Here is a 23,463-nt window from a genome sequence, read left to right as displayed (position 1 = left end):
AGATTCTCGTTTATACTTGACTTTGCAGCTGCTTTAATCGGGATTGTTCCTTTGCCCATTTCACGAAATTCCCGGATACGAGATCCAGGTACTTAATCGTAGGTTCATCGGTCAACTCACCCTTCTCATTAATTTTCTCATGCACTAGGCCGATGTATACTTCATTTCCCGGTAACAGCGGCGATGAAATACCGGAAGAAAACAATATATCACGCAGATGGCCCTGAGCTTTCACCGATCCCAGCAGACCCATGGAAGAGCCTACGATCCAAGAGGGCTTACCGACCATCACTTGGTCAACGCGGGATAACCAGTCAATCGCATTTACCATGACACCTGGAATGGTTGAATTATACTCAGGAGTGACCCATAACACCGCGTCGGCTTCAGCGACTTTGCCCTTGAAATCGATAACCGTCTGCGGCGGAGCGGACTCCGTATCCTGATCGTAAAAGGGAAGATCCCGAATATTCAACACATCCAATTGGAAAAGATGCTTATAACGATGTTGAATATAGTAAGCTAGTTTTAAATTAAAAGATTCCTTGCGGATGCTGCCGACAATGGCGGCTACTTTCATTGTCATCACCTCAATCAGATGGGTACGAATGGAACAGAACAGGTGGGGCGATCACTGTCTTATCCATTCTTGCTTTTCCTCCTATGGAGGACATAAACTGAGTTTATTGAAACCTGAAGAGGCTAGGAAGAGATCTGGTTATCGTAGGATTGGGAGTCCTACGTTCATGAATATAGTAGGGGGCATGGGAATTATGTCGAAGAGATTGGACCGATACGAGGAATTATCTCGATTTTTACGCTCACGGCGTGAAAGGATAACACCTAAGCAAGCAGGATTGCCGGATTCCGGACGCAGACGGACACCCGGACTTCGCCGAGGTGAGGTGGCTCTGTTGGCAGGTGTGGGATTGGATTGGTATACCTACTTGGAACAGGGGCGTCATATTAACGTATCCGTAGAAATCCTTGATCGGATAGCAGAAGTGCTCCGGTTAGATGAATCGGAACGCAGACATCTGTATCATCTGGCCCGTAAGCAATATCCCTTGGTTGAAACCAAGAAAACATCTAAGGTTACACCGGAACTTCAACGCTTTCTAGATAGCCAAAACCTGTCCGCGGCAAATGTCATGGATGCGCGTATGAACATCATTGCCTGGAATGAAGCTTATTGCGCGTTGAATGGGGAGCTGGCCGCTATGTCAGATCGGGAGCGGAATTTCGTATGGATGACGTTTACGTCACCCCGCTTCCGTTACGCTAAGGGAGAACAATGGGAACTGCATGCGCGACGGATTGTCGCTAATTTTCATGCCGGTTATGCGCGTCACGGTGACGACCCCTGGTGGTCCGAACAGTTCGACGCCTTGTCCCAAGTTAGCAGGGAGTTTCGGGAGTTTTGGGACGATCATGAAGTACTCGATGCCATAGATGCTCCAAAGACGCTGCACTGTCCGAATCTCGGGAAGTTGAATTTTGATCTTGTTTCGTTTCAGTATTCAAATGATCCGAATTTGACCGTCTCCATTCATGTTCCTCATCAAGATGGCACGATAGAAAAAATGCAGCATTTACTAAGTGATTATCAGAGCAGCAGGCATGCTGAGGTACTTGAAACTTCTCAAAGAGTTTAGTTGTTAAGGCCGGGAGCGGTGATGGTTGGCTTTTGCCCATGATTTCCACTCGGCCCCGTTCGTTTTGTCCGTACTGCGGTGACAACACCCAATATGACCATGAAGGTACCGACTACTTGAACCCAACCTACCGGCTGCCCCATCAGTACAGAAATCATCAGTGTTACGACAGGAACCAGGTTGAAGAATACGGAGGTACGGTTTGCACCTACCTTCTGTATGCCTTGATTCCACCAAAGAAAAGTCAAAACAGCGCCAAATGTCCCCATAAAGAAAATGCAAATCCATGCTGTTGTGAGTGTCGTTTGCGATATACCCGATGAGGGGAAATTCAGAAAAGGCAGAAAGCAAATGGTAGCAATTGCCATGGTTATGGCTGAGGTGGCGAGCGGCGTGCTGTTGGTCAGAAGCTTTCGTCCCAGTACACTATAGAGCGCCCAAGTGATATTCGCTCCCAGTGCTATAAAATCTCCAAGTGATATGGTTGTGAGTTGCCAAAAAGCCCCGTTGGTAATGACCATAAGAACACCGGCAATCGAGCACAGCATCCCGATGATTTGTCCCTTATGGATGTTTTCTTTCAGCAAAGGCACCGCCAAAAATGCCGTTACGATTGGGTTTGTAGCCATAATCAAGGCAGGATGAAGCGGCGGTGTATACTTCAAGGCTGTGAACTGCAGAGCATTCGTTACAAAAACGCCGACTACCCCTAGTAAAATATAGACCCAGATCGAGGAACGAAGATTGGTCCACGATGGTTTTTCCTTCACCAATAGAAGCAACAGCATGAGTGCTGCGGCTATGAGGAATCTCCAAGCGGTGACCGTCAAAGGGGGCATCGCTTGAATGGCCAGCTCACCGGCATTAAAACTGGCTCCCCAAAACACGGATACGGCGGCAAGGCGGACATAGGTCCATGCATGATTCATTGAACATCCTCCATCGATTTGGAATAGAACCTCTTTAGCATTAGTGTAAGGCATTCCTGTAGAACGATCTTGAACAATGTGCTCTATATTTTGTACAAAAGAACCACAGCAAAAAGCCGCACACCTGCGGCTTTTTATATTCTAACGATAGATGTTCCTGTCAAATCCGACGACAACAATAGGTTACGCAACCGAAGAAAGAGAAGGAAACCAACGCGTTTTCGTCTATATTCATTAATATGGTCGATTCAGTTTTATTTTCGCAAGTAGTCGATCTTAATAACGGCAAACCTTTTGTGATTTTGTACGATTTCGGGAGAAACCACCATCCTTTATGCTGAATATGGCAAAAGCACATCTAAAATTGAGGAGGAGCTACGATTTATGCAGATGAGCAGGAAAATAATCAATAAGCTTGCACCCGTTTTATGTTTGGGGCTAGCCGCCATAGCGATGGCCGGCTGCAGCAGTGAGGAGAACGCAAAGGGGAGTACGAAATCCGCAGAGACAACCGAACCTTTGAGCCACTTATCGTATTGGAAAGAGATGCATAAGGACGCAGCCGCCATTATGAAAAGCTATGGAGAGATTACCGCTATTAAAGAAATCGAAAAGAACACCGGTGTCACCATCGATTATCAACACCCGGCCCAAGGCCAAGGTGGTGAACAATTCAACTTGATGATGGCCTCGAAATCGCTGCCGGATGTCGTGGAGTTTTCGTGGAATAATTATCCGGGAGGCGCTCAAAAAGCGATTCAGGATGGTAAAATCATTCCATTAAACGACTATTTGGATGATGCGCCTAACTTCAAAAAGCTGCTGGACGAGAACCCGGAATGGAGAAGGCAGGCATCGACAGATAATGGTGATATTATCGGCTTCCCGTTCATCCGTCCCGTCAGAAAACTGCAAACCCACGACGGTCCGGTTATACGTAAAGATTGGCTGGACAAGTTGGGTTTGCCTATTCCTAAAACGATCGACGAATGGTACACCGTTTTGAAAGCGTTTAAGGAGCAAGATCCCAACGGCAACGGAAAGGCCGATGAAATTCCGATCATGATCGGAGCAGGCGAGCTTGCTTTTACTGGTGTTTTTGGAATCCCGAACGGCTTCTATCACGAAGGAAATACGGTTAAATATGGCCCCGTTCAACCCGAATATAAGGAATACCTTACCACCATGAACCGTTGGTACAATGAGGGCTTGCTGGATAAAGACTTTGCGGCCAATGACAGCAAAATGTACGATGCCAAAATGACCGGCAATCAGGTCGGTGCGGCTGTGATGGCAGTAGGCGGTGGCTTGGGCAGATTTATGGATTTAATGGAGTCCAAGGAACCGCAATTCAAGCTTGCTGCCACACCTTATCCGACATTGAAGACCGGCGATAAACCGATATTCGGTCAAATGGACAATCAAATTGTAGGCATATTCACGGCTATTACCGGAAGCAACAAGCACGTAGCAGAAACTGTAAAATTCCTCGATTACTTCTATAGTGAAGAAGGACGAATGATCATGAACTTCGGTAAAGAAGGCGTCTCCTATACGATGGAGAACGGTTATCCGAAGTATACGGACTCGGTCATGAACAATCCGGATGGATTGCCGCTTGCGCAATCCCTTAAACAGCATGTCTTGTCCGCTGATGCCGGTCCGTTTTTGCAGGATGTACGCTACATGGAGCAATATGCGGCCAGACCGGAGCAGCAAGAGGCTTTAACCGTCTGGGCAGAACCTTCGAATGAAAAGAGAATGCCTCCGATTACTATCGCCAGGGAAGACAACAGCCGATATGCCTCGATCATGAACGATGTTGACACCTACAAAAATGAAATGATCGTTAAGTTTATTATGGGCGCAGAATCGCTAAATAAGTTCGATGAGTATGTCGCTACCCTGAAAAGCATGGGGCTCGACGATGCGATCAAAATGCAGCAATCCGGATTGGAACGCTACAACAACCGCTAAAAAGCCTACTAAACTGGAGGCGGAAAGCTTGCGGCTTGCCGTTCTCCCGTGTTCAAAGAAGGAGTAAGCCATGCCAAATGTACAGGGAAATATGGTGACGACGGTAGCGGGGAACCGGGCAGACACGAAATGGAGCATCATTAAAAGGGACATAATCCGAAATCGCTACATTTATCTTATACTGCTGCCTGTCATTGCCTACTATATCGTTTTTCATTACGGACCGATGTATGGTCTGCAAATTGCTTTTAAAGATTACGGGCTTGCAGACGGCATTTGGGGAAGTCCGTGGGTTGGTCTCGATCATTTTAAAAGCTTTTTTGGAAATTACTATTTTTGGAGACTGATTCGGAACACCTTGTTGATCAATATTTATGAATTGCTGTTCGCATTTCCCGCTTCGATTATCCTTGCGTTATTGCTTAATGAAATTCGGAAGGGCTTTTTTAAACGGATCGTACAGACGATAAGTTACCTCCCGCACTTTATCTCCATCGTCGTTGTGGTAGGGATGATGATCGATTTCTTTGCCCGAGACGGCCTGGTGAATAACCTTCTCCTCATGATTGGACTTCAACCGATTGCTTTCATGCAGGAGCCGGAATGGTTTCGGTTCATGTACATTTCCTCGGGTATCTGGCAGGGAATCGGATGGGGCTCGATCATCTATCTCGCATCCATTGCCAATATCGACCCGACACTTTATGATGCGGCCCGGATCGACGGAGCAGGACGATGGAAACAGACCTTGCATATTACCTTAACCGGAATTATGCCAACCATTGTGATCATGTTCATCCTCAATATTGGATCCATGCTTTCCGTCGGGAGCGAGAAAATTATCCTCATGTACAATCCGATAACCTATGAGACGGCCGATGTCATTTCCACCTATGTATACAGAAAAGGTATTCTTGGAGCCGATTTCGGTTATACCGCTGCCGTGGGGCTGTTCAATTCGGTCATCAGCTTCATTCTGATCGTACTCGCCAATTCCATTAGCAAACGAGTGAGTGAACATAAATTATGGTAAAAGGAGAAACGGTATGCTTCACAAACGCAGCCTGGGTGAATGGATATTTTCCGGCGTCAACACGTGCTTCATGACTCTGCTTTGCTTCGTCACGCTTTACCCGTTCCTTTACGTATTGTTCGCCTCTTTGAGCGATCCTACAGAAATGGCCCGATTTCGCGGCATGCTGTTTTACCCTAAAGGATTTAACTTGGAGGCATATAAAGCCGTAATGGATAATCCGATGATCCTGACCGGTTACCGAAACACGATTTTTTATGTTGCTGGCGGTACAGCCATCAACTTATTCATGACAACACTTGGAGCCTATGCCCTTTCTCGCCGCAACGTCTATTTCAGCAATTCCATCATGTTCATGATCGTGATCACGATGGTGTTCAATGGGGGGCTCATACCATCGTTTCTGCTGGTGAACAGTCTCGGTATGCTGGATACGCCTTGGGCACTTCTCTTGCCTGGGGCTGTCAGTTCATTTAATTTGATCATTATGCGAACCGCATTTCAAGCGGTACCCATAAGTCTGGAGGAATCCGCGCGGATCGACGGAGCGAATGACTGGACCATCATGAGCCGGATCATTGTTCCTCTCTCGATGCCCGTTATAGCCGTCATGATTTTGTGGTATGCCGTCGGACATTGGAATTCGTACTTTAGCGCATTGATTTATTTGCGTGACCGGGAGTTATTTCCCCTACAGCTGGTTCTCCGTGAAATTCTGATCTCGAACAGTACGGACAGCATGACGACCGATGCAGCGGCCTCAGACCGGTTAGACATCGGAATCACGATCAAGTATGCGACAATTATCATTTCCACACTTCCGATATTATGTCTGTATCCGTTTCTGCAAAAGTATTTTGTGCACGGTGTCCTGATCGGTGCGTTAAAAGAATGATCGTCACACGAATCGGTCATCCAACGAAGGGAGTAAGCTTGCTCTTCCCGAATTATAGGGAGTGAGCAAGCTTTTCTATACTAGGAGGATCGCAATGTTTTCATTCATCCGAAAAAAGAATGCCGGAAGCAAAAGAAGAAGCCTATTCATCAGAATGCTCGTATCCAATTGTCTGCTGCTCCTGCTTCCCATCATCATCTGGTTTGTTTTCTATACCCAGTTTGAACATATCATGAAAGCAAATGCGGAACGTTCTAATCTTGGCATGCTGGAGCAAATGCGTCTTAATATAGACAGCAATCTTAAAGATATTGAACATTTATCCAATCAAATGATACTTAATCCTAAGCTGCGTTATTTATTGGATACGCAGAGCAAAAACTTATCCGAACGATATCATCTGGTACAGTTTTCAAGAGACTATTTAAAAATGTACTCCCACATGACCAACAATTTTGTTTACGATTTCTATATTTTTTTGGACCGAAGTGATTCTGTGATCAAACCGAACCTCGTGACCGATTCGCACAGCTTTTACGATAAATATTATAGCTTTGATCATCTTACCTATAAAGAATGGCGTAAACAGATGATCAGTTACCATAGTCAAACTTACCTGCCGGCTGCAACCTTACAGCGAAACAGCAGCCTGAAGAATGACCCTATGAAAGTAATTACCTTTATGCAATCGTTGCCTGTCGAAGACACCTCCACGATTAAAGGGAGCCTTGTCGTTCTGATCGATGAAGCCAAAATTCACGAAATGACACGAAAAATCGAGTCCGCAAACGGGAGCTCCGTTTATATCGTGGACCAAAATCATGAACTCATCAGCAGTACACCCGGTGCCAGCCCTTTATCAAAATCCATATTGAACGAACTTAAGTCGAATACCGGTCTACTCAATACCAATCTGAACGGACAAGATGTGATGGTATCATTCACCACCTCGGAACAAGTCGGATGGTACTATATTGATGTGATGCCATTGAATATATATCTGCATAAATTAAAACAAATGGAGCATCTTGCGCTGTGGCTTCTCTTGTTATGCATCCTTGTAGGGAGCGCAGCAGCGTATGGAATCACATATAGAAATTATTTTCCAATCAAAAGAATTGTAGAGGCGATACCGGCCGGAAAGTTCCATCCCCGGAAAGCGGCTGGTGATGAATTTGACTACATCATGGAAATGATGAAGGTTTCCTGGGACGAGGAGAGAAGTATTAAGAACAAGCTTACCCAGCAGCTGCCCTTGCTTCGTTCAAATTATTTGCATCGTGTGCTTCAAGGCTATTATGAGCCTCCAGAGCAGATGAAACAATCGCTGGAATTTATGGGTATCCAGTTTCCGTTTCCTCATTTTGCCGTCATTCTCGTTCAAGTGAACGACTTGACCCGGTTCGCACCGAACCAAAGTGAAAAACAATGGGCATTGGTCCGATTTATTATCTCCAATTTGGCTGAAGATTCTATCTACGACTTGCATACGATACATACCATAGACCTGGAGAAAAACCGGCTTGCCCTGCTCGTCAATCTGTTGCCTGATCAGTTGGGGCATCCGGCTTGCCGGGTTAAGGACATCGTCACCGAATTGCACCGCATTTTGGAGACCCGATTCAAGCTGGAGATCAGTATAGCCATAAGCGGAGTTCATGAGGGGCAGCATCAGATTGGAGAAGCCTATTTGGAGGCGGCTGCCGCCTTGGAGTACAGGATGGTAAATGGGCAGCTGTCGATCTTTTATTATCAAGATATCCGCCAGCAAAAGCTGCAATATTATTACCCCGTCGAAACCGAGCTGCAGTTAATCAATTGTGTTCGAAGCGGTGACAAAGAGCAGGTTGTCCTTCTGCTTAAACAGCTGTTCGATATGAATTTTAGCGACGAATCTATCACTCCTGAGCTGGGGAGATGCCTTTTATTCAGTCTCGCCAGTACCCTGCTGCGTATCATGACTTCGGATACACCGGCATACCGTAGGCTTACAGAGGGCGACATACATCCTGTACGTTTCCTGCTCTCCTGTAAAACAACCGATGAGATGTTTGAAAAAGCGAAGGACCTGTATTTATCGGCTGCCGAATCATTCAAATTGGAACGGAGTGACCACAGTGAACAGCTCCTTATGCAAATACAGGCTTGTATTCAAGCGAATTACGCCGATCCCAACATGAGCCTGAATTTATTGTCTGAGCATTTGCAAATCACACCGCAATATATCTCACAATTTTTTAAAAGGGTAAGTGGGCAGAACTTAAACGACTACCTGACAGTCGTACGGATGGATCACGCAAAGAAACTGATGGCGGATCCTGGGCTGACCAACGCACAGATCGCCAAGATGGTCGGCTATACAAGTGACAGCGTTTTCATTAGAGTGTTTAAGAAAGTCGAAGGGATTACACCCGGTAAATATAGAGAGAGTATGACGAAATGTGACAGACGAATACCCTAGGCTGCTAACCGCGTATAGTTCTTTAATGTGTCAATTATTTGAATCATTGAGAAATGAAACCGCCGAGTTGATGAAGGAGGGGGATCTTATGAATATTACGGGTATACAATCGGATTGGATCGTGGAAAAAATCGAATTCGCCAAGTTAAGGGGAGAACGATCCAGAAGCGCCGGGGCCAATGGCAGAATCGGCATTCATGGCAAAAGCTGTACAGTCGATATCGCCAGAATTACGATCGATGGACAAACGGGTTACGGCAGTTCGATACATATGACGCCGGAGTGGGCCGAAGGCATCATAGGCCGCAGATTGCTTGACTTATTTGATGACAGGGGCAGACTGCACGAAGCGTATCGCTTGCCATTGGAATATCCGGTGTTAGATTGGTTAGGACAGAGACAAGGCAAACCAGTATATGACTTGGTATCGGGTGCCAACTTGGAAAGGGGAGTCCCATTCGTTGTCCCGTGTTATGACACCTCTCTATACTTCGACGATTTGCATCTTTCCGATGAGAAGGCAGCCGTCGTATTGATGCAAGAAGAAGCGACACAAGGGTTTGCGAAGGGCCAGCGTCATTTTAAGATTAAGGTTGGCCGAGGCGGACGCCATATGCCGCTTTGGGAAGGGACGAAACGGGATATTGCGATCGTACGGGGGATTGCAGAAGTGGCGGGTCCCACAGGCAAAATTATGATCGATGCAAATAATGCCTATAATTTGAACATAACCAAAGAAGTATTGGCGGCTTTGACGGATGTGAACCTGTATTGGCTGGAAGAAGCGTTCCATGAGGATGAAGCCTTGTACGAGGACCTGAAGGAATGGCTCCGGCAACGCGGGCAGAATGTACTTATCGCAGACGGGGAAGGGCTAGCCTCACCGCATCTCGTGGAGTGGGCGATTCGCGGATGTGTCGATGTGCTGCAGTACGATATCATCTCGCCGGGCTTCACACATTGGATGGAATTAGGTGAAAAGCTGGATGCCCATGGTTTGCGGTCCGCGCCTCATTGTTACGGCAATGCTTACGGGATTTACGCGTCGGGGCATTTGTCAGCAGCGGTGCAAAATTTCGAATTTGTGGAATATGACGACATTACCATTGAAGGCATGGATGTATCAGGCTATCGAATCGAAAACGGAGAGATTCATATTCCGGCGACCCCCGGTTTCGGAATCGTCTTCGACGATGAGCTTGTCACCAATCTGATCAAGCAATCCGGATGGTCCCTTTAAAGCCGATAATAAGCAGAGAATATTTTAATAATGGATATCAAGGAGGCTGCCGATTGGCGGCCTTTTTATGTTCTCTTGTGACCTCTTGATTTATGAAACCACGGGTACATGAGTATTATAAGTTAGCGGCAGCCACTCTAGTAATTGACGGCTGCCGTTAACAATTCATTATTATTTAACTAAAAATTACCACGCATAAGCCTGCGGCGCCTCGCCGCCAGGACCCGGGAAGATTTCGTCGAGACGCTTCAGCGTCGCCTCGTCGAGCTCCAACTCAACTGCACGCAGCGTGCGATCGAACTGCTCCATTGTGCGCACGCCGGTAATCGGCGCGGTCACTGCCGGGTTGGAGAGCAGCCAGGCGAGGGCGACGACGTCTTCTCTTTCTCCGAGCTCATCGCACAACTTGGCGAATGCTTCGAGCTGCGACCGGTGCTTGTCCAGCCGTGCGGTATCACCACTGCGTTTGCCTGAGTCGCCGCGCAGCGCATTGCCAGCAAGCAGCCCGCCGTCCAGCGGGCTCCACGGTAAGACACCAAGCCCGAGGCTTTGCGATGCGGGCAGCACTTCAAGCTCCGGAAGGCGGCATAATAAATTATACTTATGCTGTTCGGATATAAGGCCAAGCATACCGCGACCTTTAGCTTCGCTCTGAGCAACCGCGATATCCCAGCCAGCGAAGTTGCTCGATCCGACGTACCCGATTTTGCCTTGGTCAGCAGCGATTTCGAATGCGTTCCACAGTTCGGCCCAGCTTACGTTCCGGTCGATATGGTGCATTTGGTACAGCTCGATATGGTCTGTTTGTAGACGGCGCAGCGAGCCTTCAAGATGGCGGCGGATTTTATATGCAGACAAACCGGCCTCACGGTTCGGACCGTCGTTGTCGTCATGCATATCATTGTAAACTTTCGTTGCCAGCACAATGCGCTCACGGCGACCTCCACCTTGTTTGAACCAATTGCCGATAATCTCCTCGGTTCGGCCCAACGCGTATTGGTTGGCCATGTCAAAGAAATTGATGCCCGCATCAAGCGCAGCATCCATAATGCGAAAAGCATCCTTCTCTTCCGTATTCCAACCGAAATTCATCGTGCCCAGACACAGTCGGCTGACCTTTAATCCTGACTTTCCTAAATACGAATATTTCATTATTTCTTTCACCGCTCCTTCGTAAAATTAGGACTGATGTGCAATTTGCGGTTCGTACAGAAGAATTATACCTTAAAACACCTGAACATGTGTCAAAATTGACATATAAAATTGTTGTTAAATCCCTTGAAAAAATTTCCGGGATATCGATTCTATTCAATTTTGTACCTCGTGCTTTCGACCAAAAATGTTTACAAGTCGGATACAATTCGGAGATAGTTTGGAGATAAAGTCGCTCTATAGTTAGATACATAAGGAACACCCGCCTTAAACAAGATAAACGGGGATATGAAGAAGGTTTGAGTTCAACCAAGGTAAGACATAGCGTTTGCTTCGGCAATAAAACAACAAGGGAGAGAATAATCATGAAAAATCGTGTAAAAGGAACCATTATGGCTGCACTTGTCGTAGGAATGACCGTTTCCGGAGCGGCAGGCGTCTACGCCGGTAGCAACTTGGAGAAAATTTCCGCCTACCTCAAGCACAATATCAGTTTTAAAATCGACGGAAAAACGTATGTACCGACGGATGGAAATGGGAACAAATTGGCTCCAATCGTATACAACGACTCGACGTATCTTCCGGTTCGTGCCTTGTCTGAGGCATTGAAGGCATCGGTTGATTATAATAGCCATACCGGTGTCATCACCATTGGTACACCTTCTGCACCTAACAATGGGAACACAGGAAACCATACAGGAGCCGATTTTGTGGCTGTCACGTATTCGACTTCTCAAATTCAGGCGATTAAGAGAGAATTTGCGAAATTCGACGGCTTTACAACGGCTTATGCGCCAATGCAGGCGCCGAAAAATGATAGTCTCCAGAATGTAGCTGCGGGTGGCGATTCGGTCAAGTTTACGTTTAACCACATGAGCGTAGAGGTATCGCCGCGGGACTACTCTTTCGAATATGATGGTAAAAACGTCACGCTCTCCAATGGGGTGCAGGCTAAATGGTATACACCAAGCGATACCGCGATGTTGACTTTTAAACTCGACGACCGGTTTGTTACTCTCTACTCGCAGGATCATTCCCTCTCAAACGCACAGCTGGAGAAGGTTGCTGTATCCGTCGCTAAATTGAAATAATACATCCTTAATTCATGTTGGTTATCGATTTCGCTATACCTTAAAATCAGCAGATCGATTATGAAACAGACTTCCGAAATCATCGGAAGCCTGTTTTTTTGTGTAGGGGAGGTTACAAAGACTAGGGCTAACTTGAAAGAATAGAGGATTACAAATCATTCGATAAAAACTCTGATCGTCAGCTCTTCTTGAAAACAAATCGGTATTAGGAGGAGAATATTTTGCTTATAAGTACCGCTGTCTCATCAAAACCAGCTCTAGGCATGGCTGCGACTTCCTTTGCCCGCGCTCCCGCGCAGCGCCTTCTCGGCATCCGCAATTACATGGGCAATAGCTTGCTGTGGACGTTCCAGCATCGGTCCGTGGCCGACCGCCAACAGCGTAGGGTTCAACTCCAGCAGCTTGCGCGCGGAGCTAACCGACGTTTCCTTGCTCCAGGTTGCCATAGCTGGAAATGGGAACAATAGTTTCATCCGGCCCGATACTGCCAGGCCGCCTTTAGACTGAAACGCATCGCCCGCGATCAGTGCGCCGCTTCGCTTATCCAGAAATGACATCGAGCCTGGCGTGTGACCTGGGGAGGAAAAGGCGGCCAGCGATCCGATTCTGTCGTCATCGCGCAGCAGCACATCGGGCTTCGTCATGATTTTGCCTGGCTTCGGAACCCTGCCTTTGATCGGCGTCTGATGCTCCTGCGGCTCCAGTGTTGCATCTCCTTTCAGCAATCTCGCATCCCTTTCCGAAATATAAACCTGCGAGTCAGGAAGCATGGATTTCAGTCCATCCAAAGCTCCGATATGGTCGTTATGCGCATGGGTCAGCACGATTCGGGTAATCGGCTTGCCGATTTGAGCCGCCGTGTTCATGATGCCTTTCACGCTATACGGCAGAGCGGTATCGATCAGCGTTAATCCGTCTTCCTCTTCGACGAAATAACAGCTCACTGGGAAAAAATTTGGCATCATAAACGTGAGCTGGTAGAGGCCGTTATTTTTTGTCAATCTCATGTTCGTGTCTCCCTACAATAGGTATCGTTAGTTTTAAATATTGTTATTAGTTTGCAACCACTTTTCTCAATTTTCGTTCTTTACTGCTCCATGAACATATTTTTTCGGGTATGCCAGGTCCCCGACTATAGCAATGGTCACACGCCAGATACAAGTTTTCCCCAAGCGCTCAGAACGGTTCTGTTTACATCCGGAATTTCTTCGCCATACAGATCAATTTGCTCGATCGGTTCGTTCTTATTATTAATGGCCGATATTCTTCGTCGCGGCTATCCGAATGTACAATTCCTACGATTTCCTGCTCAATTAATTTAGTTATGCTCTAATTTGAAAAGACTATGCAAGGATTTGTTTGGAATTAAGTAACGCCAAGAATAAAGGTCCTCCAACAATACACCACACATTTCTAAAATGAAAAGGCTGCCAGTAGCTGGCAGCCTTAGTTTCATTTTAATAAGTGACTTCAACTTAGTCCATTTTCGTCGGCACACTTCAATTTACGCAGAGTTTTGCGATTCGTTGCTATAGTCTGCTTTCCCTGAAGAGACGAGCCATATTCCTCTCTAAGAGATAAGAATAACCCGGAGCAAATCTTCAATCATTTGTCGAAGTTCGGAGGAGTCTCTCGCGACTAATTTAAACCCGCGCAATGCGCTTGTTAAAAGATGCGCCAATTTCTCTGAAGATAGGCTGCTTGGGCTGCCGTTGGATTTCGATCGCGATTCCAAAATAGAGGTCAGAATGACTTCTAGCTTGCTGTAGCTCGCATCGAGTGCCTCCTGAGCGAACGAGAAAGAGCTGTCGGTCACTTCTTTTACTTCCGGCGAGTTCAATGATTGATCGAAATTGTTTATAGACCACACTTCAAACGCGTATAACATTTTCTCTTCAGGCGTTTGTTTTGAAGGGAGACCTTCCATTATTTCTTCGATGAGATTGTCGCCGTACAGTAGAATGCTCGCGTTAAAAACTTCCTCCTTGTTCTTAAAATAAAGATAGAGACTCGCACGCGAAATACCGGCGGCTTCCGCTATTTCGTTCATTGACACTCGCTTATAGCCATACTTGAAGAAAACGTCCAATGCAACGGATAGTATATGAAGCTTCTTTTTGTCGTCCATAAATTTATTATTATACACTTTACAAACAATGTCTAGTTGTATAGAATGTACGAATAGACAAATTACGTTTTTCGTCTAAATATCAAATAAGGGGATAGCTTCTATGATAAAAACAGCCTAAAAAAACGAACCTTATGCATTGGAACATTTTCGGATTCTTCAAATAAACTTTCAGCTTTATAAAATTTGAGCATTTAAAAAGGAGATCTTTTATATGACAACTAAGCAGGCACCCATCGGTTCCGGGTTTGGAGCTTCCTCGACAGCAGAAGATGTCATCAAGGGTATCGACCTGTCCGGCAAAATCGCCATCGTTACGGGCGGCTATTCCGGGCTCGGTCTTGAAACCGCGCGTGTGCTAAGTTCTGCTGGAGCCAAGGTTATCGTGCCGACGCGTGACCGCAACAAAGCCGCGGCCGCGCTTGCGGGCATTGACGGTATTGAAATTGAAATGATGGACTTGCTGGACCCTGCCTCAATCGATGCCTTTGCAGAGAAGTTTCTTGCTTCCGGCCAGCCGCTGCACATTCTGGTAAACAGCGCAGGCATTATGGCATCTCCCATGAAACGCGACTCGCGAGGATATGAATCGCAATTCGCGACGAACCATCTGGGCCATTTCCAGCTTGTAGCCCGGCTTTGGCCCGCGCTGCGCAAAGCGAACGGCGCACGCGTGGTTTCCGTCTCGTCCTGGGGGCATCACTTTTCGCCTGTCGTGTTCGATGATCCCAACTTCGAACAACGTGAGTATGACCGCTGGGCGGCCTATGGTCAGTCGAAGACAGCTAACATTCTATTCGCGGTTGCACTGGACCAACGCGGCCAGGCCAACGGCGTCCGCTCCTTTTCCCTTCATCCAGGCAGCATCGTTGGTACCGGTCTCGAAAAGCATCTTTCGAGGGAGGAACTTCATGCGTCTGGCGTCATCGACGAGAATGGACAGCCGGTCCTCGATCCGGCGAAAAATCTCAAGACGGTAGGGCAAGGGGCTGCTACCAGTGTATGGTGTGCGACGAGCCCACAGCTTGACAATATGGGCGGCGTCTATTGCGAGAACTGCGATGTTGCCCCTCTGGGACAGGATGCAGAGAATGAATTTCATTTGGACAACAATTCGACATTAACGGACTCCGGCGTGATGCCATATGCGGTGGATCCCAAGGCGGCCGACCGACTCTGGAGCCTTAGTGAACAGTTGATCGGTTTAACGTTTGCACTATAAATAAGGCTAAGGCGGTAAAACACTCTTTCTAATCCGAAATGGCGCGTATTCTTTTTACTTTCGCACCTGGGGGTATTGACGATTTCTTGTGAGAAATCGGCCAACATTCACTCGGGGAAATTGGGGGACTGCCGAGCAGAATGACACACTGATTATCGGGCCGCCACTGTTTCAGCAAACGCGTTAATATAGAAGCCTGACTGTTGGATTTTATATATCATTAATTAAACAAATAACGGGACAGTCCAGAACCCAATCTGTGCTGTCCCGTTATTTATTAGGACGAACAAAGAAAGGACATGGAATAAACCACTTGCATCTTTCGTATTTTATATATTGAATATATTGATATGAAATGTGGTGATTCGGATGAACTCAGCGGACAGAATACCTTTGTATCAGATGGTTCAAGAGTATATACGTGATTTGATCACGTCCCAGGTATTGAAGGTTGGAGACCGTATCCCTACGGAAAAGGAACTTATGGAGCGTTTCGGAGTAAGCAAAATTACTGTCGTGCATGCCTTGTCCGGTTTGGTTAATGAACGAATCATTACAAGGGTGCCCGGTAAGGGGTCCTTTGTAAGCGATCCGGAATATGAAATTCCGACGACATCTTCTAAAAGTGCAGAAAAGCAAACCAATCAAACCAGCGGAGAAATGCAGACGAGGCTGATCGGTCTGATTATGCCCAGCATTTATGATTATTTTACCATTAGACTTGTCCAGGGGATTCAGCAAGCACTAAATGAAAACGATTACCGTTTCGTGATCTATTTATCGGAGGGCAGCATTGAGAAGGAAAAAGAGGCGATCCAGACATGCAGTAAAATTGGTGTGGAAGGGCTGCTGATTTTCCCGGTTGACGAGGAATTATTCAATGAAGAAATATTAAGCATGAAATTTGCGGGATTTCCGTTTGTTCTCATCGACCGTTACCTTCCAGGGGTGGAAACTCATTATATCGCATCAGACGGTAGGCTTGGCGCTAACCTGGCCGTCAATTACTTATGGGATCTGGGGCACCGTGAAATCGCCATATGCTCTGATTCGCCTATACAAACCGTTACCGTTCAAGAGCGGATCGACGGATATATGAATGCCTTAAAGGAAAAGGGATCCCTCATTAACCCGGCCCACATCGTAACCGGTTTTGAAATCGGAAGTCTTGAGCAAGCTGAAGCACATCCACTGTACCGATATATCCAAAATCGAATGGCAACAGCCTATATTACGCTAAACGGGAGTCTTGGCGTGAAAATACATCAGATGGCACGTCAAGCCGGTTTGAAGGTGCCTGAGGACATATCCATCATCAGTTTTGACGATCCGACTTCCATCATCGAAGGATACAGCACATTCACGCATGTTAAACAGTTTGAACGAGATATGGGCTACCGGGCGGCAAACACGCTGCTTGAGGTCATAAACAGTGATGACGGCCAACCCGGAAAATACATTAAGACCCTCGTGGAGCCGGAATTGGTGATTGGCGAGACGACGGGAACATCTCTTTTTTTCTGACCTGAAGATAACTTTTATGCGAATGAAGAAATTATGGAATGAATCCTACTCCATATTGAATATATTTGAATCATACAAATGAAACCGCTTGCAATAAAGGAGGGGGAAACCGTGCGATATGCCTTGCGCAAAAGTGAGACCGGAATGTGTGAAATCCATGCGATATAAAGCCTGATACGACGAAGATGTAGGAGGTGTTCGGAGAATGGTACCCAAAGGTGCTGTTATCCCTAGATATGAACGACTAAAAAAGAATAGGAAATTAGTTAAAATATGGCAATTTAGATATATATACTTATTTATTCTTCCTGCGATCCTATGGTTTCTGGTTTTTGCCTACTATCCGATGTACGGCATTCTGATCGCGTTCAAAGATTACAAATTCAATCTGGGGATCTTGGGGAGTCCGTGGGCAGGCTTTAAATATTTCGAGCAGTTTTTAAACGATTCCAGCTTTTACGATGTTCTCCGAAATACGTTATCCATTAGTGCCCTTAAGCTTATTTTCGGATTTCCAGCTCCATTGGTCCTGGCCTTGATGCTCAATGGAATCATGCACAAAAAAATCAAAAGAGTATTTCAAACGATTTCCTATCTGCCGCACTTCGTTTCGTGGGTCGTCGTCGTTACTTTACTTCAAAAAATCCTGTCTCCGAACGTAGGTCTCATCAATGATATTCGGTACCAGATGGGGTTGGACCCGATCTTTTTTATGGGAAGGCCGGAATTGTTCTATCCATTGGTCATCATTTCCGATATCTGGAAAGGTGTAGGCTGGGGTTCGATCATTTATTTAGCCGCGTTAACGAATATCGATCCGCACTTGTATGAGGCAGCCGAAATCGACGGGGCAGGCCGGTGGAGCAAACTGTTTAAGATCACGCTTCCATCCCTTACGCCAACGATCGGCATATTGCTCATATTCTCCCTCAGCGGAATACTGAATGCGGGCTTTGACCAAATCTGGCTGATGCAGTCCCCCGCAACATTAAGCGTCTCGGAGATATTGGACACGTATGTCTTAAAAACTGGCCTGCAGCAAGGGCAATTAGCCTATTCCACGGCCATTGGTTTATTTAAGTCTGCGATCTCGCTGCTTCTCATCGTGGTTGTCAACAAAGTATCCAAACGCGTAAGTGACGTATCGTTATGGTAATCAGCTGACGCTGAAGATTGAGGAGGTGTGTGTATGGGGGAGAGAAGGCTGACGCCGGCAGATAAAATGTATGCGACGCTGAACTATTCGGTGCTGCTTTTATTCTGCGCTACGGCACTCTATCCATTTATCTATTTTCTGGCCCTTTCTTTCAATGACGGCTACGACGCGATGAAGGGCGGAATCTATCTTTTTCCTAGAGTGTTTACATTAGAAAACTATGCGAAAGCTTTTAGCAATCCCTTAATCTTAAATTCGTTTTATATCTCCATTTCCCGAACCCTGATCGTAACGGTTGGCTCCGTATTTTTGACGGCGTTATTAGCCTACGCCCTGTCGCGGAAAGGGCTGCCCGGAAGAAAATATATCGTATTCTTCTTTTTCTTCACCACGTTGTTCAGCGGGGGCCTCATTCCGACCTTCATCCTGTACCGGGAATTGCACATCCTGAATACGTTTTGGGTGTTGGTACTGCCGTCCCTTTATAACTTTTTCAATGCGATTATTATGAAAACCTTCTTCGACGGGATCCCGGAAGGTCTGTCGGAATCGGCCCGAATCGACGGAGCAAGTGAGTTGGCGGTATTTGCAAGAATCATACTTCCTCTTTCGATGCCGGTGCTTGCTACCATTGCCTTGTTTGTCGGGGTCGGCGTGTGGAATGACTGGTTTACCGGTCAGTTCTTCATACAGAATGAAAAACTGCAGCCTGCGGCTACGTTCCTGAACAAAATGATCAGCGAAGCGTCTTTCCAATCGATGACGTCGTCGGGAAATAGCGGATCCGCGATTCAAAACATGACCCAGTCTCAGATGGAGCTGCGAGGTGTAACGCCGGAAGCCTTGCGGATGACCTTCGTCATTATTATCACGACCCCGATCATCTGTGTGTATCCATTCCTTCAGAAATATTTCGTCAAAGGCGTATTGGTAGGTTCGCTTAAGGAGTAGTTGGTATAAAAGGCTAAGCCTTTTATATATAAACTTCCAATGGAAGGGGATTGTAGGATGAGGAAGAACAGGCGGCGTAGGAGCGTTCTTGCGATGACACTAATCGCTTTACTGCTGTTAGTGACCATGACGGCATGCACAGGAACAGGCAAAGAGGAGGGAGCAGGCACGGTTGACCCGGGCACGAATAAGTCAGGTTCTGAAGAAATAAAGCCGGTAACCTTGACTTTCCTCAGTGCTTGGAACGGCGGCGGAGCCGGTTTTCCGCAGGACCAGAAAAATAATCCCGTAGCCCAAAAAATCAGGGAAAAAACCGGGGTGACGTTAAACCTCGAATCCATCACAACAAGCGAAGTAGAGAAACTGAATACGATCTTCGCTTCCGGTACGGTCCCGGATATTGTTAACGCACCGTTCTGGTCTACTACCGGAGGAGAAGGTCAAGTCATCAAGAAGGCAGCCATGGAAGGACAGCTTCTGGATTTAACCCCTTATCTCGATAAATACCCGAATATTAAAAGACTGGTGACGACCGGGATTGCGAAGGATTTTGCCGAGTTCGATCTCAATAGTCCCGATTTTGGAGGCAAGACGTATCTCATTCCAACGGAGACCCCGGATGGAACCCCCGAGAGCATTCATAATTGGAATTACGGCCTTTTTGCCAGGGGAGATATCCTGAAAGCTTTAAATGTAAAAGCGGAGGATATTGATACGCAGGATGAACTGTATGATTTATTGGTCAAAATCAGAGATGGCGGTTTCAAAGATATTGGCGGGAAGCCGGTCATCCCGGCCGGAACGATGTGGAATGGATGGGATTATGGACAGTTCCTTGCCGGATGGTCGGATTACTCGATTTCGGACTTCCGTGAAGTGGATGGAAAACTGATCCACTGGACGCAGTCCAAGGATTATGAAGCCAAGTTGTTATACATGAGAAAGCTGCTAAAAGAAGGTTTGTTTGATCTTGAAGCCTTCAGCAATACGAGTACAACAGCGAATGAAAAGCTTACGACGGGCAAGATGGCCGTATTCGGAGCCCAACCGATGTTAGCTGATTTACAAAAAACGCTGTATAAGACGAATCCGGAAATGCAATATGAACTACTCGGACCGATGAAGAATAAGAACGGAGACATCCGGACGCAAGTGGAAAAACCCGGCCGTTCCGGTTTCCCTGTCCTGTTCCTGAGCGCTGACATCAAAGATCCCGATGCGGCATTGCGGTACATCGATTATGTCAACAGCGAGGAAGGCCGATTGCTTGCTTATTTCGGGATCGAAGGAACGCACTATACCATGGAAAACGGGATACCCCAATGGATTCCGGATGTGAAAAAACAATTCGATGAAAACCCGGATCTGAAGAGAGATGCAGGGCTCAATTTCCTACCAGGAAGGTTCATCGGGGCATTCTCCAATGAAGTCACTTGGCCTACGCCCGAAGATCAAAAAACGCAGTGGCAGAAGTTGGAGGAGAGCTTCTCGGCAAAAATGCCTATCAAAATTATAGACAAAGTAAGCGCCAGCTACCTAGCAAGAGAATGGCCCAAGTATCAGGATTTTATCAGTAAAACCAGCAGCTTGAATTTCGATGACGAATTTAAGAAAGCGCTGTTTGCGTCGTCAGATGAAGAAGCCCTAAATCTTCTTCATAGTGTTCAGGAAAAGTATAAGGCCGCGGGCGTGGATGAAATGGCGGAGTTCGTAGCTCAAAAAGCTGCGGAAAGAGATGATGTAGGGTTCTAGATCGTTCAATCTATATCGTGAACAATTTTGGGGTGGCGTTACTGCCATCCCAATTCACTTTCTAACGAATGCTCAAACGCATACGACGAACATTAACCGATTACGGAGGGGAAAAGCATGTTGAACGTTGCGATGTTAAGCAAGTGGCATGTGCATGCAGCTGATTACGCCAGAAAGCTGCAAAATCATGGAAACGTTAAGATCACGGCCGTCTGGGACGAACAGCCTGAACGCGGAAGCGAATGGGCTGCTGAGTTGGGAGCGGATTTTGAAGCAGATTTGGACACTCTGCTGAAACGGGAAGACGTCGATGGCGTCGTCGTGGACGCTCCTACAAGTATGCACGCAGACGTCATGGTAGCAGCCGCTGAGGCCGGCAAACACATTTTTACCGAAAAAGCCATGGCTCTTACCACCCAGGAATGCGATCGGATCTCTGCAGCGGTACGCAAAGCAGACGTCAAGTTTTGCATTTCATTTCCTGCTCTTACAAGACCACACCAATTGTTCGCTAAACAATTGATCGACGACCATATATTAGGGGACATAACGCTTCTACGCATTCGTAACGGACACGACGGTGCTTTAAACAATTGGCTGCCGGAATACTGGTATGATGAGAAACAAACAGGGGGCGGAGCCATGATGGATTTGGGCTGTCATCCGATGTACATCGTAAGTATGCTGCTCGGTAAGCCCAAAAGAATCACCTCCATGTTTCATTACTTCACCCATCGTGCAGTGGAAGATAATGCGCAGTGCTCGATTGAGTTCGTAAACAACGCTGTCGCACTTGTCGAAACAAGCCTTGTGACGTATAGAACTCCTTCCGCCCTTGAGATTTACGGCACGGAGGGCACCTTGATGGTCTCAGATGATAACGTTAGAGTCATCTCGAAGAAGCTCGATTTGCCTTTCTCCGGATGGATTTCACCGAACCAACTCCCTAAAGAGCAGCCGCTTCCGATCATCCAATGGGCAGATGCATTGCTTCATAACAAGCCGATGCCCTTCGGTCTGGAAGAGGGGACAAAATTGACGGAGCTATTGGAGGCGGCATACACCGCTCATAAGGAAAACCGGACGGTAGAGTTCAAATAGCGTGGGGGAGGGAATTCAGATGAGAACTGTAAAAGTAGGAATCATCGGCTGCGGTATGATCGCGGGCGGGAAGCATATGCCGTGTTTGTCCAAGTTAGATCATGTACAGATGGTGGCCTTCTGCGACTTGAAGCCGGAAAGGGCCGAGGAAGCGGCGCAAAAATACGGCACGCCAGATGCAAAGGTGTTTACAAATTACAAAGATCTGCTTGCGATAGAGGATATTGAGGTCGTTCATGTATTGACACCGAACAGCTCTCACGCGTCGATATCCATTGATGCTCTCGAAAGCGGCAAACATGTCATGTGCGAAAAACCGATGGCAGTCACAGGCGCGGAGGCCAAAGCGATGTACGAAGCCCACTTGCGAACAGGCAAGAAGCTAACCGTCGGGTACCAGAATCGCTCCAACGCCAGAAGCCAGCTGTTAAAAAAGATGATCACCAATGGGGAACTTGGAGATATCTATTTTGCCAAAGCGGTTGCGACCCGGAGGAGAGGAGTACCTACATGGGGCGTGTTCCTGGATAAAGAGAAGCAGGGGGGCGGTCCTATGATTGATATTGGAACCCATTCCCTTGATCTGATCCTGTGGTTGATGGATAACTATGAACCGGTTAGTGTCGTCGGCAGCGTCTTCCATAAACTGAAGTATACCGAAAATGCCGCAAACGAATGGGGATCCTGGGATCCAAACGAATTCGAGGTAGAAGATTCGGCGTTCGGGTATGTGAAATTTAAAAATGGAGCGACGGTCATCATTGAAACCAGCTGGGCCCTTAACATTGCAGAAGGTGGCGGCAACCTGCTGTGCGGAACGAAGGGAGGAGCGGATTTTGCTAAAAATGAACTGCGGATCAATGGCGAGAGGGATGGGAGCCTGTTCCTGAATAAAATCGATGTGAATCCGAATGCAAGAGAACGATTCAGCGGAGAAGAAATGACCGATTTCGAGTATGAAGCCAAGCAATGGATTGACAGTATCGTGAACGATACCGAACCTTTGGTTAAACCGAGGGAAGCGATGGTTGTATCGCAAATATTAGAGGCGGTATATATATCCGCAGAAACGGGGAAAACCGTTTATTTTGATGAGGAATAAGGACGTGGAATGAAGACCATAGAATAAAGCGAAGGTGCCCAAAAGCTTGCTTTTGAGGCACCTTCAGCATGTAATCACTTATGGAACAAATGAT

Annotated in this window: 19 protein-coding genes; 14 read left to right on the top strand and 5 right to left on the bottom strand. The window is 46.8% G+C overall.

The window, feature by feature from the left end; all coding sequences use genetic code 11:
• Window positions 1–10: 10 nt before the first annotated feature.
• Window positions 11–580, bottom strand: a complete 570-nt coding sequence (locus tag IAE55_RS18855; RefSeq protein ID WP_200633536.1) for an NADPH-dependent FMN reductase — start codon at window positions 578–580, stop codon at window positions 11–13.
• 166 nt (window positions 581–746) lie between these two features.
• Between IAE55_RS18855 and IAE55_RS18850 the strand changes: the two genes are divergently transcribed.
• Window positions 747–1,655, top strand: a complete 909-nt coding sequence (locus tag IAE55_RS18850) for a helix-turn-helix transcriptional regulator (RefSeq protein WP_234489676.1) — start codon at window positions 747–749, stop codon at window positions 1,653–1,655.
• On the opposite strand, the gene IAE55_RS18845 is transcribed toward IAE55_RS18850, so the two are convergent.
• Window positions 1,652–2,584 carry a DMT family transporter gene (locus IAE55_RS18845; protein WP_200633535.1) on the bottom strand — a complete coding sequence of 311 codons (933 nt, stop codon included), beginning with the start codon at window positions 2,582–2,584 and terminating at the stop codon, window positions 1,652–1,654. The genes IAE55_RS18850 and IAE55_RS18845 overlap by 4 nt on opposite strands.
• A 384-nt stretch (window positions 2,585–2,968) precedes the next feature.
• Here IAE55_RS18845 and IAE55_RS18840 point away from each other — a divergent pair, with 384 nt between their 5' ends.
• The 5 genes from IAE55_RS18840 (at window position 2,969) to IAE55_RS18820 (ending at window position 10,190) form a co-directional block, all read left to right on the top strand.
• On the top strand, window positions 2,969–4,561 hold the full coding sequence (locus tag IAE55_RS18840; RefSeq protein WP_200633534.1) for an extracellular solute-binding protein: 1,593 nt from the start codon (window positions 2,969–2,971) through the stop codon (window positions 4,559–4,561).
• 70 nt (window positions 4,562–4,631) lie between these two features.
• Window positions 4,632–5,594: an ABC transporter permease gene (locus IAE55_RS18835; RefSeq protein ID WP_200633533.1), complete on the top strand. Its 963-nt coding sequence runs from the start codon at window positions 4,632–4,634 to the stop codon at window positions 5,592–5,594.
• A 13-nt stretch (window positions 5,595–5,607) separates the two neighbouring features.
• The gene (locus IAE55_RS18830; protein ID WP_200633532.1) at window positions 5,608–6,489 is read left to right on the top strand and encodes a carbohydrate ABC transporter permease; all 882 of its coding nucleotides are present in this window, start codon (window positions 5,608–5,610) and stop codon (window positions 6,487–6,489) included.
• A 94-nt stretch (window positions 6,490–6,583) separates the two neighbouring features.
• Entirely contained in the window at window positions 6,584–8,950 is a 2,367-nt protein-coding gene (locus IAE55_RS18825; protein WP_200633531.1) for an AraC family transcriptional regulator, read from the top strand.
• A gap of 88 nt (window positions 8,951–9,038) precedes the next feature.
• The gene (locus IAE55_RS18820; protein WP_200633530.1) at window positions 9,039–10,190 is read left to right on the top strand and encodes an enolase C-terminal domain-like protein; all 1,152 of its coding nucleotides are present in this window, start codon (window positions 9,039–9,041) and stop codon (window positions 10,188–10,190) included.
• Between the two features lie 186 nt (window positions 10,191–10,376).
• Here IAE55_RS18820 and IAE55_RS18815 read toward each other — a convergent pair whose 3' ends face one another.
• Entirely contained in the window at window positions 10,377–11,342 is a 966-nt protein-coding gene (locus IAE55_RS18815; protein WP_200633529.1) for an aldo/keto reductase, read from the bottom strand.
• Window positions 11,343–11,707: 365 nt separating this feature from the next.
• Here IAE55_RS18815 and IAE55_RS18810 point away from each other — a divergent pair, with 365 nt between their 5' ends.
• A complete protein-coding gene (locus IAE55_RS18810; protein ID WP_145163636.1) occupies window positions 11,708–12,433 on the top strand; it encodes a stalk domain-containing protein in 726 nt (241 codons plus the stop codon).
• A 257-nt stretch (window positions 12,434–12,690) separates the two neighbouring features.
• Here IAE55_RS18810 and IAE55_RS18805 read toward each other — a convergent pair whose 3' ends face one another.
• Window positions 12,691–13,440: an MBL fold metallo-hydrolase gene (locus IAE55_RS18805; RefSeq protein WP_145163638.1), complete on the bottom strand. Its 750-nt coding sequence runs from the start codon at window positions 13,438–13,440 to the stop codon at window positions 12,691–12,693.
• A 563-nt stretch (window positions 13,441–14,003) separates the two neighbouring features.
• Window positions 14,004–14,561: a TetR/AcrR family transcriptional regulator gene (locus tag IAE55_RS18800; protein ID WP_105442665.1), complete on the bottom strand. Its 558-nt coding sequence runs from the start codon at window positions 14,559–14,561 to the stop codon at window positions 14,004–14,006.
• Window positions 14,562–14,775: 214 nt separating this feature from the next.
• Between IAE55_RS18800 and IAE55_RS18795 the strand changes: the two genes are divergently transcribed.
• The 7 genes from IAE55_RS18795 (at window position 14,776) to IAE55_RS18765 (ending at window position 23,369) form a co-directional block, all read left to right on the top strand.
• Window positions 14,776–15,783, top strand: a complete 1,008-nt coding sequence (locus tag IAE55_RS18795) for an oxidoreductase (RefSeq protein ID WP_105442666.1) — start codon at window positions 14,776–14,778, stop codon at window positions 15,781–15,783.
• Between the two features lie 369 nt (window positions 15,784–16,152).
• Complete coding sequence (locus IAE55_RS18790; protein ID WP_200633528.1) at window positions 16,153–17,307, top strand: GntR family transcriptional regulator; 1,155 nt, start codon at window positions 16,153–16,155, stop codon at window positions 17,305–17,307.
• A 205-nt stretch (window positions 17,308–17,512) separates the two neighbouring features.
• Window positions 17,513–18,463: an ABC transporter permease gene (locus IAE55_RS33870; RefSeq protein ID WP_200633527.1), complete on the top strand. Its 951-nt coding sequence runs from the start codon at window positions 17,513–17,515 to the stop codon at window positions 18,461–18,463.
• A 33-nt stretch (window positions 18,464–18,496) separates the two neighbouring features.
• Complete coding sequence (locus IAE55_RS18780; RefSeq protein WP_076164828.1) at window positions 18,497–19,414, top strand: carbohydrate ABC transporter permease; 918 nt, start codon at window positions 18,497–18,499, stop codon at window positions 19,412–19,414.
• A gap of 39 nt (window positions 19,415–19,453) precedes the next feature.
• Window positions 19,454–21,166, top strand: a complete 1,713-nt coding sequence (locus IAE55_RS18775; RefSeq protein ID WP_325168662.1) for an extracellular solute-binding protein — start codon at window positions 19,454–19,456, stop codon at window positions 21,164–21,166.
• Window positions 21,167–21,283: 117 nt separating this feature from the next.
• A complete protein-coding gene (locus IAE55_RS18770; protein ID WP_200633525.1) occupies window positions 21,284–22,267 on the top strand; it encodes a Gfo/Idh/MocA family protein in 984 nt (327 codons plus the stop codon).
• Window positions 22,268–22,286: 19 nt separating this feature from the next.
• Window positions 22,287–23,369 carry a Gfo/Idh/MocA family protein gene (locus IAE55_RS18765; RefSeq protein ID WP_200633524.1) on the top strand — a complete coding sequence of 361 codons (1,083 nt, stop codon included), beginning with the start codon at window positions 22,287–22,289 and terminating at the stop codon, window positions 23,367–23,369.
• Window positions 23,370–23,463 lie beyond the last annotated feature (94 nt).

The organism is Paenibacillus sp. S28, from assembly GCF_016624415.1.
In the GTDB taxonomy this organism is placed as follows: Bacteria; Bacillota; Bacilli; order Paenibacillales; family Paenibacillaceae; genus Paenibacillus_AQ; species Paenibacillus_AQ favisporus.
This window is presented reverse-complemented; position numbering and strand designations above follow the sequence as displayed.